General features: G+C 35.2%; 16 protein-coding genes. 7 read left to right on the forward strand and 9 right to left on the reverse strand.

Annotated features, from left to right (window positions below; genetic code table 11):
• Window positions 1-88: 88 nt before the first annotated feature.
• From TYM08_RS12560 to TYM08_RS12570, 3 genes are read left to right on the forward strand one after another with little or no spacing between them, the layout of a single operon-like run.
• Window positions 89-1,639, forward strand: coding sequence for a 2-isopropylmalate synthase (locus TYM08_RS12560; protein ID WP_422379493.1), 1,551 nt, complete (start codon window positions 89-91; stop codon window positions 1,637-1,639).
• A 6-nt stretch (window positions 1,640-1,645) separates the two neighbouring features.
• Window positions 1,646-2,374: a hypothetical protein gene (locus TYM08_RS12565; protein ID WP_422379494.1), complete on the forward strand. Its 729-nt coding sequence runs from the start codon at window positions 1,646-1,648 to the stop codon at window positions 2,372-2,374.
• Window positions 2,356-2,793 carry a GNAT family N-acetyltransferase gene (locus tag TYM08_RS12570; RefSeq protein ID WP_422379495.1) on the forward strand — a complete coding sequence of 146 codons (438 nt, stop codon included), beginning with the start codon at window positions 2,356-2,358 and terminating at the stop codon, window positions 2,791-2,793. Before TYM08_RS12565 ends, TYM08_RS12570 begins: the two co-directional genes overlap by 19 nt.
• 201 nt (window positions 2,794-2,994) lie before the next feature.
• Here the strand turns inward: TYM08_RS12570 and TYM08_RS12575 are convergent, their stop codons facing one another.
• The 6 genes from TYM08_RS12575 to cobS all read right to left on the reverse strand — a co-directional run bounded on the left by TYM08_RS12575 (window position 2,995) and on the right by cobS (window position 6,556).
• A complete protein-coding gene (locus tag TYM08_RS12575) occupies window positions 2,995-3,300 on the reverse strand; it encodes a hypothetical protein (RefSeq protein ID WP_422379496.1) in 306 nt (101 codons plus the stop codon).
• Window positions 3,297-3,824: an ImmA/IrrE family metallo-endopeptidase gene (locus tag TYM08_RS12580; RefSeq protein ID WP_422379497.1), complete on the reverse strand. Its 528-nt coding sequence runs from the start codon at window positions 3,822-3,824 to the stop codon at window positions 3,297-3,299. Before TYM08_RS12580 ends, TYM08_RS12575 begins: the two co-directional genes overlap by 4 nt.
• The gene (locus TYM08_RS12585) at window positions 3,821-4,528 is read right to left on the reverse strand and encodes a hypothetical protein (RefSeq protein WP_422379498.1); all 708 of its coding nucleotides are present in this window, start codon (window positions 4,526-4,528) and stop codon (window positions 3,821-3,823) included. The genes TYM08_RS12580 and TYM08_RS12585 overlap by 4 nt, the downstream gene beginning before the upstream one ends.
• The gene (locus TYM08_RS12590; protein ID WP_422379499.1) at window positions 4,528-5,319 is read right to left on the reverse strand and encodes a hypothetical protein; all 792 of its coding nucleotides are present in this window, start codon (window positions 5,317-5,319) and stop codon (window positions 4,528-4,530) included. The genes TYM08_RS12585 and TYM08_RS12590 overlap by 1 nt, the downstream gene beginning before the upstream one ends.
• 197 nt (window positions 5,320-5,516) lie before the next feature.
• Window positions 5,517-5,816, reverse strand: coding sequence for a hypothetical protein (locus TYM08_RS12595; protein ID WP_422379500.1), 300 nt, complete (start codon window positions 5,814-5,816; stop codon window positions 5,517-5,519).
• Entirely contained in the window at window positions 5,813-6,556 is a 744-nt protein-coding gene (cobS, locus tag TYM08_RS12600; RefSeq protein ID WP_422379501.1) for an adenosylcobinamide-GDP ribazoletransferase, read from the reverse strand. Before cobS ends, TYM08_RS12595 begins: the two co-directional genes overlap by 4 nt.
• 101 nt (window positions 6,557-6,657) lie before the next feature.
• Here cobS and TYM08_RS12605 point away from each other — a divergent pair, with 101 nt between their 5' ends.
• Window positions 6,658-7,179 (forward strand): hypothetical protein, encoded by a 522-nt coding sequence (locus tag TYM08_RS12605; protein ID WP_422379502.1) that lies wholly within the window; start codon window positions 6,658-6,660, stop codon window positions 7,177-7,179.
• 32 nt (window positions 7,180-7,211) lie between these two features.
• Here TYM08_RS12605 and TYM08_RS12610 read toward each other — a convergent pair whose 3' ends face one another.
• Together TYM08_RS12610 and TYM08_RS12615 are read right to left on the reverse strand one after the other, a co-directional pair.
• Window positions 7,212-8,249 carry an SO_0444 family Cu/Zn efflux transporter gene (locus tag TYM08_RS12610; protein ID WP_422379503.1) on the reverse strand — a complete coding sequence of 346 codons (1,038 nt, stop codon included), beginning with the start codon at window positions 8,247-8,249 and terminating at the stop codon, window positions 7,212-7,214.
• A 2-nt stretch (window positions 8,250-8,251) separates the two neighbouring features.
• The gene (locus TYM08_RS12615; protein ID WP_422379504.1) at window positions 8,252-8,647 is read right to left on the reverse strand and encodes a MerR family transcriptional regulator; all 396 of its coding nucleotides are present in this window, start codon (window positions 8,645-8,647) and stop codon (window positions 8,252-8,254) included.
• 241 nt (window positions 8,648-8,888) lie between these two features.
• Here TYM08_RS12615 and TYM08_RS12620 point away from each other — a divergent pair, with 241 nt between their 5' ends.
• Genes TYM08_RS12620 through TYM08_RS12630 form a run of 3 tightly spaced genes read left to right on the forward strand, consistent with a single transcriptional unit; the run spans window position 8,889 to window position 12,262 of the window.
• Window positions 8,889-9,929, forward strand: coding sequence for a LacI family DNA-binding transcriptional regulator (locus TYM08_RS12620; RefSeq protein ID WP_422379505.1), 1,041 nt, complete (start codon window positions 8,889-8,891; stop codon window positions 9,927-9,929).
• Window positions 9,926-11,353, forward strand: coding sequence for an MATE family efflux transporter (locus TYM08_RS12625; protein WP_422379506.1), 1,428 nt, complete (start codon window positions 9,926-9,928; stop codon window positions 11,351-11,353). The genes TYM08_RS12620 and TYM08_RS12625 overlap by 4 nt, the downstream gene beginning before the upstream one ends.
• Before the next feature lie 12 nt (window positions 11,354-11,365).
• On the forward strand, window positions 11,366-12,262 hold the full coding sequence (locus TYM08_RS12630; protein WP_422379507.1) for an aldo/keto reductase: 897 nt from the start codon (window positions 11,366-11,368) through the stop codon (window positions 12,260-12,262).
• 19 nt (window positions 12,263-12,281) lie between these two features.
• Here TYM08_RS12630 and TYM08_RS12635 read toward each other — a convergent pair whose 3' ends face one another.
• Entirely contained in the window at window positions 12,282-13,205 is a 924-nt protein-coding gene (locus tag TYM08_RS12635; protein WP_422379508.1) for a diguanylate cyclase domain-containing protein, read from the reverse strand.
• Window positions 13,206-13,210 lie beyond the last annotated feature (5 nt).

The following is a 13,210-nucleotide window of genomic DNA, read 5'->3' on the forward strand; positions in this document are numbered from 1 at the left end:
GTGATCTCATGAAAAAACGTTCCTTTTTTGATGTTGAATTTGTTATCATGTTCGCCTTTTTTATACAGTGATTTTGCGGAGCGAACACATGGCAGGCTTGCCGAACGATTTAGTAATTTTTGATACCACTTTACGCGATGGCGAACAAAGCCCTGGCGCGTCTATGACAAAAGATGAAAAGCTACGCATTGCGTTAATGCTTGAGAAAATGAAAGTTGATGTAATTGAAGCCGGATTTGCAGCCGCAAGTGACGGCGATTTTGATGCTATTAGCCAAATTGCTGAGAAAGTTAAAGATTCAACTATATGCAGTTTGTCTCGTGCCCTTGAAAACGATATTAAAAAAGCAGGCCAATCTTTAGCTAAAGCCAATCGTGCACGTATCCATACGTTTATTGCTACCTCGCCGATTCATATGGAATACAAATTACGTATGACGCCTGACCAAGTGGTCGAGCAAGCGGTCAACGCGGTAAAACTTGCGCGTAATCTTTGTAATGATGTTGAATTCTCATGCGAAGATGCGGGTCGTTCTGAAATCGATTTTTTATGTCGCATTATAGAACAAGCAATTAAAGCAGGCGCTGGCACAATTAACATTCCAGACACAGTTGGCTATGCCATCCCTAGTCAATTTGGCTCATTGATCGAAACCTTATTAAACCGTATTCCCAATGCAGACAAAGCGATTTTCTCAGTACATTGTCATAATGATTTAGGTTTGGCAGTTGCGAACTCTTTATCAGCCGTGGCCGCTGGTGCGCGCCAAGTTGAGTGCACTATCAATGGTTTAGGCGAGCGTGCGGGCAATGCAGCGCTTGAAGAAATTGTTATGGGTATTAAAACTCGCCCTGATTTCTTTAATGTTAATTGCAACATTAATACTGAAATTATTGTTCCTGCATCACGTTTGGTTTCATCTATTACTGGCTTTCCTGTTCAACCCAATAAAGCCATTGTTGGCGCAAACGCATTTGCCCATGAGTCAGGCATCCACCAAGATGGTATTTTAAAACATCGTGAAACCTACGAAATTATGCGCGCGGAAGATGTGGGCTGGCATGCAAACAAGATGGTTTTAGGTAAGCACTCAGGTCGAAATGCATTCAAATCAAGAATGGAAGAATTAGGCCATAACTTCTCATCAAATGATGAATTAAATGACACATTTAAAGCATTTAAAACATTGGCCGATCGTAAACATGAAATCTTTGATGAAGATCTACAAGCTTTAATCACCCACGCGCCCGATGAAGAGGAAGTTGAGCAATTTCAACTCACTGATCTAATGTGTTCAACTAAGATGGGAGAGGATCCAACATCCACAGTTGAAATTTTAATGAATGGTGAGACTAAATTAGCCAAAGCAACAGGTGATGGCGCCGTAGATGCTTCCATTAGAGCCATTGAAAAACTTGTAAAATCTGGAGCAACATTACAACTTTACTCAGTTAATGCCATCACAACTGGCACTGACGCACAGGGTGAAGTCACTGTTCGCTTAGAAAAACAAGGTCGTATTGTTAATGGTATTGGCTCAGATACTGACATAATTGTAGCGTCTGCTAAAGCCTATTTAAAAGCAGTAAGCCTGCTTATTAATAGCCAACAAAAACCTCACCCACAAATTAATGTGTAACCAATTATGAATTCTAGCCGCGTATTACAGCACATGGGCATTACGAAGTGGCATAGCCGCTACCAAATGCCCAATGCGGCTAAATCTATTTTGATTGAGGCGGCCATTAATGAGGTAATTAATGAGCCGCAACTAGAAACAATCTCAGCACAAACACCAAGCACAACTGAACACTCAAAAACCAGAACAGCAGCGCCAACAACGCCGATTTCAAATGCTGCACAAGAAGCCATTCAAAGTGTGACGATTTCAACTCAAGTTGACAGCAAGCCCGCCGAACAAGAACCGATTATCCCTCAAAAAACACCTAAGTTTCGCTACCAAGCCATTTGTATTAATCAGTTTTTTTGTTTTGTACCACTTAATTTAGAAAACCAACAGGACATCAGCACGTTTCAGCTTCAGTTTTTGCAAAATGTTATTTTTGCCAAAACAAACGAAAAACCGAATATTATCAAAACTCATATTTATCAGTGGCCATTATTTAAGCATGAACGAGCAGAACAAGGCTTAAGTGTTGCGCAAAGTTTTTTCAAAGAACAACTGATCACCCATCAGCAAGATTTAAAATTTGAGCAAGTATTGATATTTGGTAATTTGTTAGAAGATTTAGAACTTAATGCTGATGAAATCAAAAAAGCTGTGAAAGAATTAAATATTATACCCCTACCTACTTTAGAACAATCCATGCACTCAAGTCATGCAAAACAAAGTTTATGGCAACTGATAAAATAACAATTAGGCAGGCAACTATTAATGATTTTGACGTATTAGAAGCCATCAATCAAACCAGCTCAACTACCCCTTACCAAACATTTGCATTAAAAAATGCAATCAATCAACAATGTTGTTTCTGTGTGACACTAGACGATCATACCATCATAGCGTGGATGGCAATCCAAAAAGGATTTGAATTAATTGATATTTTATATATAACGACAGCTAATGATTTTAAAAGAAAAGGACTCTCAAGGAAGCTATTTCAATATATAAGAACCCATTATCCGAATTATGAAATCATGCTCGAAGTTCGAAAAAGCAATACAAGTGCTATTCAATTATACGAAAGCCTTGGTATGACGTTTTTAAATGAACGAAAAAACTATTATATTAACCCAAATGAAAATGCATTGGTTTATAAATATTTCCTATAAAAAGTCTTTAAACAAGCACCCGATTAAACGAACCACATCCTGCTTACTTTAATCACATCCAACTTCAAAAAAAAGTAATCGTATAATAAAACATGCTTGTCTAAAAACTTAAAAATCATTATGTACAATTAGCTACTAAATGTTAATAACATGAAGAGCAAGCTGACTATAACGTCACAATTAGAAAACAAATACACAACATTATTTAGAGGGAAATAAATTTTTCACAATAATCACAATCACACCAAATACTTCAATAATCGTACTGGTAGTATAAAATCGAAAAGACACTTCATCTAACGAAATCACATTCACCCCTTGCAACACAATTAGAAAGTTCATCATTATTAATTGAGCTATTAATATATAAATAAACCATCTGGCGTATTTTTGCTTTAAATTTCGATTAGACTGCTGATCCAACTCATCCTGACTCATTTTTTGAGTGTCTTGCAAGCCAGCTTGTTTCGAAACTTCTTCCCACAACTGTTTAGCGCTAGTATTCATGGACAATCGATCTCAAGTGTATTTAAGCGATATTTCATTGCGGAAGTCGACACTTTAAAAAATTCACTTAACTGATACACATCCACTTTATGCTTACAAAGTGATTTTACTTTTTGAGCAGGCATTAATAATGAAGCTGCAAACCGGTTGGCACTAATTTCCTCTTCATCACTTCCTTTTCTTGAATCTTGATTACGATGATCGACATGATCGATTTCTTGATCATCAAAATGCCCCCTTTCCAATCGATGTACATAATGCCCCAGTTCATGAGCAAGTGTAAAACGCTTCCTATTTATTGGATCTTTGCCATGCAACATTATAATCGGCCCCTCTCCAATTTTTTTTAATAATGCCCCAGCAATATCTTCAGGTAATACAGCATCAACAATTCTAATACCTAATTTTTGGCCAATTGAAACTGGGTCAACTGGAAACTTTTCAATATCCCAATAAGCATTACGAATTTTTATTGCCAATTGCTCAGCTTGGTCATGGGTTAATAAATTACCGATTTCAATCATTTTGGAATACTCTGTGAAGGCAAAACATATTCATTCAGTCTTAAATTAAATATTTTTTGTAATTGCCCACCTTTTGGGTGTTGATTACTAAAGACAATATGAAAAGACTGAATCATATTGACCGACTCACCTGCCCAATAAACAGATTGACCCATTATTTTTTTATTGACCATTGATAAAGGTAAAACAATCAAAGCACGATCCTGTTTACAATTATTAATGATTTCCACCCAAGATTTTTCTACTTTAAATTGAAAATCAAATTGTGTTTTTAATGATGTTAAAAGCTGAGTTTGAGTACTTAATACGCTTATATAGTTTGAATCAGATTTTAATTCATGTTTTTCATAACAAGAAAAAATTCCATTTTTCCATTGCCCAGATTGAATGATGGGATTGCTATATAAAAAATGATCACTTAAATTCGAATCTTTGGTTTGTTCAGATAAAAATAAACTACCTGCCACTTCACCTGTATATAATTGTTTTTCAGATTTTATTTTTTGGTCACTATAAATAATTTCAATTTCTTGATCTTGCATCAAATCAAAAAACACACTGTATACATAGTGTTCAGGTGAATCTATTTGACTATGGCTGTCTTTAACATTTACTAAATATTGTAAATGCGCGGGCACAATTATTTTTGCACCATGAGCATTTGAAACTAAACAGACAACCAATAAAACAAACCGTATAACCATTAATATAACGATTTCTGAATCGGAGCTGCAGCTTTATATTCTCTAATATCTTTTAGCTTAGTTTTAAAGGTATTGATTTCGTATTCATGATTCCCCAAGTTAAAAGACAATCCAAATGTAAAATCAGTAAATTCAATATCAGTAACATTAATTGAATAAAACAAACTTTCCAACCTAACTGGTTTACCTAATCTAATCATTTTACCAAATGGTCGCTGCCCCATTGCTTTAAATTCAGCCGCCTTACCCAAATTTTGTCGATATAAAATAGCATCGATTGATTCAATTTTAATCAAATCAGAAGGACTGTTTTTTTCATTTCTATCAATTTCCAATACATCAATAAACAATGCTAAACGTTGATGATCCTGACCTACAAACCCATAAAATCCCGTCATTTCAAACACATGATAATCACTTGAACTGGATGCAGCTTCTATATATACAGGCTCAACATTTGACAAATCATTTTTATAAATAAATTGATGTAATTGTGTAAAATGCTTTTCATAAGCGATCACTTCACAGGCTAAATCTTTTTCACAATTAATTAATTCACCATCTAAAAACTCAGATTTTAATGCCTCAAATGATTGTTTAGCTGAGTCCATTAACCCTTCATTCATTACTTGATATAAATCATTTAAATTATTTTGATACGCATTAACTATATCTACTTTAGATACTTCAATTTTTACAGCTCCCTGCTGTGCTTTTAAATTTAATGTTGAACATGCACTCATACCCACAGTTGCACTTATTACAGCACACACCATTAATAATTTTTTCATAAGTTACTCTATTTAAATTGATAATTTTATTTATGTTATTTTATTTTATTTTATTTTATTTTGTTATTGGCGTGAATATTAACACATTCAACTTCATCTACAACCAACTCCAACTCCAACTCCAACTGCAACTCCAACTCCAACTCCAACTGCAACTCCAACACCAACTGCAACTGCAACTGCAACACCAACCTCTGTTATGCCCGATACACCAAATACCCAATAAATGACGTTACAAAAAACACAAACATAGCTCCCCCTAATATCCAACGCTCATTAAATGATTTATTTTTAGCGAATATCGTCGTTAATGTTAAAGCTGCTGCTCCACCGAACATAACGCCTACAGCTAATGTATGTGCCGTAAAATAAGCGATGATTGCACCTAAAACAGCCCCGCCCATAAATACCATTCTGCTATACATTTGTTTCAATATTTGAGTTTTTGGCTGATCGTTAATCACATGCACATCATTTGATTCTTTATTTTCATTCATAGTAATACCAATAATATTATTAATTCGCTAGTTTGCTGGGTAAACCCTAAACAATCTCCATTCACCCCACCAAATTGTTTTTGAAAAAATGCTAACAAAAACAATCGTAAAAATATAAATAAGACAATCAAAATAATAATTTGTTGAATTGTAATTAAAAAATAGACTGGCAAAGCTGCAACAATCAACACCAATACAAACCAATTTTTATTAAAAGTGGTAAAGCCTATTGTTTTAGTTCCCTGAGTTTTAATGTATTTATTGCTCAGCATCATTGAAAAAGCCAACATCCGAGATAAAAAGACACACAATAAAATAGCGATGAATATGTTTGACTGTTCTGTTAGAAGTAATATTTTACCCATTATTACCAATACTAAGCCAACCACACCAAAAGTACCCAGCCTTGAATCCTTCATTACAGTTAATTTTTTTTGATGATCACCCATAACCCCTAATGCATCACAAACATCAGCCAATCCATCCTCATGTAATGCACCCGTTACAATAACACCACAAAGCACAATCAAAAAAACACTGATCGATTGAGGAAAAATATAAGAAAAGCCGCTATACATAATAACTAACAACAACGAAAGCAACCATGCCACCACAGGAAAATAGTAACTTGATCGTTGTAAATTAACTGGGTTAAAACTTACCCATTGCGCAATTGGCAATCTACTTAAAAACCCAATCGCAACTAAAAAATCGTTCAAAAGACGTTTGATCACATACATAAATATTTTAACTTTAAAATAAAAGAAGGGTTAAAGGTGACTATCTTGTAGGTTGCCATTATACTTCCCATTCTTATTAAATTGGAAACTTTGAGAATCCTATGCGATACGATATATTTTTTCGAGGCCAAATCGTAGAAAACACGGAGCTAAATACTGTAAAAGCGAACGTTAAAGCATTATTTAATGCATCTGACGACAAGCTGGCACAATTATTCTCAGGTGCTCCTGTTCTAATAAAAGCAGACGTTGACCAAGCGACTGCCGCGAAATACAAAGGTGCCATGCAAAATGCAGGCGCTGTTGCTATGGTAGTTTCTAAAGAACAACCACAAACAGAGACTTTTGAGACACCTAATACGCAAAATCAAAATGATGGCAACAATGATTATTTAGAGCCACAAATACAGGTTAAAGAAAACTTTGACGAAGTCTTAGGTAGCCTATCAAGTATCACAGTTGCTCAGGTTGGTGAAGGTTACTTAGCCGAAGCTATTGTCATTGAAGACTTGGATTTTGATTTTTCTTCATGGTCCATAGCAAATACTGGCAGTAATTTAGATGTAGCAGAAGAGGATTCCCCACCCCCTCCACCCGATACATCCCACTTAAGTTTTAGATAATAAAAAAACCAGCCTTTGCTGGTTTTTTATTTTTATTGATTCAGAATCTTAGTTTGACCCAATTTAAATACCTGCCAAAGCATTAAAATCAATAATATCACGGCACTTACTTGATACAATATCCAAACCATATCATGCTGCTGATTAATTACGACATTCAATTTCCATTGGAACCTAGCAAATAACCAATTCACAAACACACCGCAAGCCAGTGCACTGCCAATCACGCTTAACAAATAAATGAGCAACTCACGCCTACCTAATTCATTTTTAACTAGCATTAAAGTTGCAATATTTGTGGCCGGCCCCGTCAACATAAACACTAAAGCAGCTCCAGGAGAAACACCAGACAACAACAGCCCTGCAGCAATAGGGGTCGATGCTGTTGCACAAATATACATAGGGATACTCACAGCTACGATCAATAACATTGCAATCACACCTTGTCCATATTGCGCCAATAACGTTGAGGGCACATAAGTTTGAATGATGGCCGCAAACATTAACCCTATTAATAACCATTTCATGAAATCTTTAAGTAACGAATCAAATCCATAGCCAAATACATTAATGATCTTTTGCTTTATTGTTGGTTTTTGTTTCATTTCATGAGCGCAACATGCATCGGATTTAGTATGTGTTTCACTCGGATCCGATTTGATATAAGGGGCATTATCTGAAAAAACCAGCATCATTACACCAGTGACAATCGCAGAAAATATCGCACTTATAGGACGAACTAGCGCCATTATCGGCCCCAATAACGCATAGGTAATACCAATAGAGTCAACGCCTGTTTCCGGTGTGGACACTAAAAAACTCGAAGTACTCGCCTTACTCGCTCCACTTCTACGAATACTGATGGCAACGGGAATGACAGAGCAAGAACACAATGGCAACGGCGCTCCAATGAAAGCCGCTGTAATGATTGAATGATTAGTGCCTAATGTATTTTCTATCCATTTTTTTGGAATTAATTGATTAATCATACCCGCTATCAACATCCCTAATAGAAGAAAAGGAGCAGATTCAGTGAATATATGATAAAAATTTTGCACTAATGTAAACATGTTTACTCCATCTCTAAAGATTGAATGATTTGACAAAACTTCGCATTATGCTGCCCTCCACAACACAATACTTCTAATTGTGTCAAAGCAGTTAACATGGATTTTAATGTTTCAATTTGACTGCTTATTTGCAAAATTTTATTTTGCGTTAAGCTCTTTGCTTCCTGGCACACATGATCAGCCTTATTGTCTTTTATAGTCAATAAAGTCGATGTTTCCCCCAGAGTAAATCCACTTTGTTTACAACGTTTAATAAATTGTATCGTGGCAAGGTCTTCATCTTGATAAATACGATAATTATTTTGGTGACGTGTTGAATGGATTAAACCTTGTTTCTCATAGTATCTAATAGTAGATATATTCATGTTTGAACGTTTTGCCAAATCTGAAATCTTCATAATTTGTTCCCCCTTTTAAGTGCGTCTCAATGAATTCAGTATAAACCTTGAAGTGCACTTTAAGGTCAACCCTCTTTTGAATACATTCTCATTTTTAAGGAATTTCATTCAAATTTACATATTGTAACACTCTTGATTATTGCAATCGGTTGCGAAGCACTTTAGAATCACCAAAAATGAAACGCAACCGATTGCAACAACCTATGCAACCGGTTTAATAATTAAATGGGTGCTAAATAATATGAATACTGAAATTAAACCTATCGTAAGAACACTTGATGACATCGCCAAAATTGCCGGGGTTTCGAAGTCCACTGCATCGCGAGCATTAAACGACAACCCTTTAATTAGTGAAAAAACTCGTCTAAAGATTCAAAAAATCGCAAAAGATCATAATTTTATTAAACATTATGGTGCAAGCAGTTTGTCATTAAATACAAGCAACACTATTGCATTGATGGTCCCGAAGTATGATGAAAATCATTATGATCTTGTCAGAGTTAAAGAAGATCCATTTTTTAATAAAGTACTAGCTGGCATTTTGTCTCAAACTGACTTAATCGGAAAAGAATTGTTAATCAGTTCCTTTGACCCCGCATCTCCAGTAAAAATTGCTCAATTAGTTAATAGTCGCAAAGTAGATGGTGCAATTGTATTTGGTGCCACTGATGAAAATGAAAAGTTTAGTGATCATATCCCAGCTAATTTTCCAATCGTATTTTGGGGTAATATGCGCACCACTACAAAATACAAAACCGTATCAGGTAATGATATGGAAGGGGCTCGATTAGCAACCCAAGCATTAATTGATGCTGGAAAAAAGAATATTGCTTACATTGGCGGGTTTGGAGAATCACCTGAAGTCTCAGCTCGTTTTGAAGGTTACAAAAAAGCAATTCATCACCTAAATTCACCTAAATTCATCTCTGGCTTTGGGCGCTACACTCATCAAAGTGGCGAACAACAAATGCGACAATTACTGGATCTATACCCTGACATTGATGGGGTATTTGCTGGGTCCGATGTACTTGCAATGGCTGCAATCAGTGTTTTAAAGCAAAAAGGTAAATCCATACCAGAAAATGTTGCCGTTGTTGGCTACGATGATATTGATATGGCTGAATTTTTCAAACCCGCTTTAACTACGATTTCACAAAATGGATTCGTTGCAGGTCAAATTTTAGTAGATAAATTAATATCGATCATAAAAAAAGAACCCGATTCCATTGAGCAACGTACCTACATTGATGTTCACTTGATAAGAAGGGAGAGTTGCCAATGATAAAAAAAATCATGCAGTTGGCCTTTAGTCGACCATTTTTATTTATGCTTTTTTCTACAGGACTGCCTGTAACGATTCAAGTACTTTTACAATCCTCAAGATCCATTGCTGACATCATCATGTTAGGGCAGTTAGGAGAAGCACCATTAGCCGCTATGGGCGGCAGTGCTCGCATAATATTTATGATCATGATGGCTTTATTTGGTTTAGTGAATGGTGGAGCTATTTTAATTGCGCAGTATTGGGGGGCAAAAAAAGTAGCACAAACTAGGCAATCTACTGCGCATATTTTAGTGCTTGCATTACCCATTGCCGCAATATTTTCTTTGCTCTGTTACCTGTTTGCTTGGCAAATTATGTCATTCACCATCAAAGATGACCTGGAAGTGGTTGCCTTAGGTGTGGAATATTTAAATTATGCATTACCGTCAATGATTTTTATTGTCGTAAGCATGACCTTTACCTCATCGTTACGTTGTGTTGGTCAATCTTTTGTTGGCATGATTTTCACTATCATAGGCATCGTAAGTAATATTATATTAAATTATTTATTCATTTTTGGATTTGGTGATGTTGAACCAATGGGCGTGGCGGGTGCAGCATTAGCAACCACAATTAGCGCGGCAATTGAAATGATTTTAGTGTTAACTTATATCTACGCTACTAAACATTTCTTAAGTATCAGTTTCAAAGATTTAAAAGAAGGGTTTGAATCAAAGCTCTATAAACGAATTTTAAAAATTGGTGCACCGCTTTCTATAAATTCATTAATCTGGTCATTTGGCATTTTCATGTATGTGGTATTAGTTGGTCAAGAAGGCAGACAGGAACTGGCGGTTTTAACCATGGTGACGCCAATTGAATCATTACTGATGGCATTTTATATCGGTGTATCCACAACCGCATCCGTGAGCGTTGGTAATGCTTTAGGCGCTAATAAATTTGAAGATGCATGGCGTTATTCTCATGCTTTTATTTTATGGTCCATAATTATGGCATTTTTTGTCAGTATTCTTATCTTTTTTGCCCGCGAATATGCATTTATATTTGTTCAAGGTGTCAGTGATCAAACCATAAAGATGGCTAAAGATGTATTACTAATGCTTGCAATTGTCGGTGGATTTAGAGCAGTTAATATCACTATCATCGTTGGAATCTTAAGGGCCGGAGGGGATCAGAAATTTGTATTAGCAATGGATGTATTTTGCCAATGGGCTGTGGGGATTTTAATAACATTTATCTGTATAAAGTATTGGGATTTATCCATGTTTTGGATATTCCTTGCAATAAACACAGAAGAAATCGTTAAATTATTTATATGTATGTGGCGTTTATTAAGTAAAAAGTGGGTGGTGAATTTAGTAAATGATGAACCAACAACTACAATTGAAATAGATACCCATCTTGTCAAAAAACCAATTTAAAGTGGAAAAAAAATGAACAGAGTACAGCTAACAGAAAACATTTCCATTGCCCGTATAGTGACGGGGCTATGGCGTTTAAAACATTGGAATTTATCTACTCAAGAGCTAATTGCCTTTATTGAAAAAAATATCGAAATTGGCATGACTACTATGGATCATGCTTTGGTCTATGGTAGTGAAGCACCTTTTGGAAAAGCTCTAAAAGCAGATCCTACATTACGTGATAAAATCGAAATCATCTCAAAATGTGGAATCAAACCCGTTGGCAACAGTGCATTACATGCAAAACAAACTAATCATTACAGTTCCAGTTTCAAGACGATTACAGAATCATTAAATCAATCTTTATCGGATTTAAATACAGATCAGGTGGATATATTCTTAATTCATCGGCCAGATTATTTAATGAATATTAATGAAGTAGCAAAAGCATTTGAACAAATTAAAAAACAAGGCAAAGCCAAATCTTTTGGCGTTTCTAATTTTTCAAAAACACAATTTGATTTATTACAAAGTGTGATAGATGAACCATTAGTAACAAACCAAGTTGAATTTTCCCCTTACCAAACAGAATTTTTAGAGTCTGGATTGCCTGAATTATCACAAAAAACGGGCCAATCAATTATGGTGTGGTCATGTTTAGCGGGGGGGAAAATATTTGATACTTCTGATGAAAAAGCAGTGAGGTTACTTGGCACCTTAACTAAAATTCAGCATGAAATTGGAGCAATTAGTGTTGAGCAAATAGTTTATGCATGGTTATTAAAACTGCCATATAACGTGATTCCAATGACCGGCACAAGCAACATCGATCGAATAGTCTTAGCATCTCAAGCGCAATATTGTGAATTAAGTGATGAACAATGGTATGAGATACTAGAGGCTTCTAATAATTGTCAGGTTCCTTAGATTTTTTAAGTTCAGTGATTTAAGATTGTGTGTAGGTTACTTGGTTTTTACCATTTGACTTACTGATATACATTAATTTATCTGCACCAGTAATTATTTCATTTAAACTCATTGTATCGGTGAATTTCATCACACCGATACTGGCGCCTACTTTTACTTCAATTAATTGTTTATTACTGTAAACAAAAATAGGCTCACTTAAAGATTCAGCAACCCTTGCACAACATTCTTTAATTTGTCCCCAATTATTAAAATGATGATACACAATAATAAATTCATCCCCACCAAAGCGGGCAACAAAATCGCTTTTACGAATATTCCTTTTTAAGCGTTCTGCAACTTGCACCAATAACTCATCCCCTGCCCGATGGCCATATGTGTCATTCACTTCTTTAAAACCATCTAAATCAATCATAGCAACTGCAATGTTATTATGATTATTTTCAATTAACAACTGATCTAAGCGCTTGAATAAAAATGATCGATTCGGCAAGTTAGTTAGAGGGTCTTGTTCGGCTTGTATTTTAATTTGCTCTGTTAAGTAATGCCGTTCAATTGCATATAAAATTGATTTAATTAATGATTTAGAAGTTAAATCTCCTTTATACAAATAATCTTCACAACCTAAATGCACAACTTTCTCCCCCATCACATCGTCATCTAATTGAGTAATCACTATAACAGCAGGGCAAGCATAACTCGTTAATATATGGTTTACAGTTTCAACTCCTGAACTATCTTGTACACTTAAATCAGTTAAAATCAAATCGTATATCTGTGTGTCTAATTTTGTTAAACAGTCACGAATGGTTTCTACTCTGGTAATATTAAATTCTATTGTATTTGATTCATTCAGATATGATTTAATTAACTGCGCATCAATAGAGTCATCTTCCAGAAGCAAAATATTTAATTTTTTTTCAGCTTTTATTGAGTCAGTCATTTTTG

Origin of the sequence: Marinicellulosiphila megalodicopiae (assembly GCF_045862395.1) — a bacterium.
In the GTDB taxonomy this organism is placed as follows: domain Bacteria; phylum Pseudomonadota; class Gammaproteobacteria; order Pseudomonadales; family Natronospirillaceae; genus Marinicellulosiphila; species Marinicellulosiphila megalodicopiae.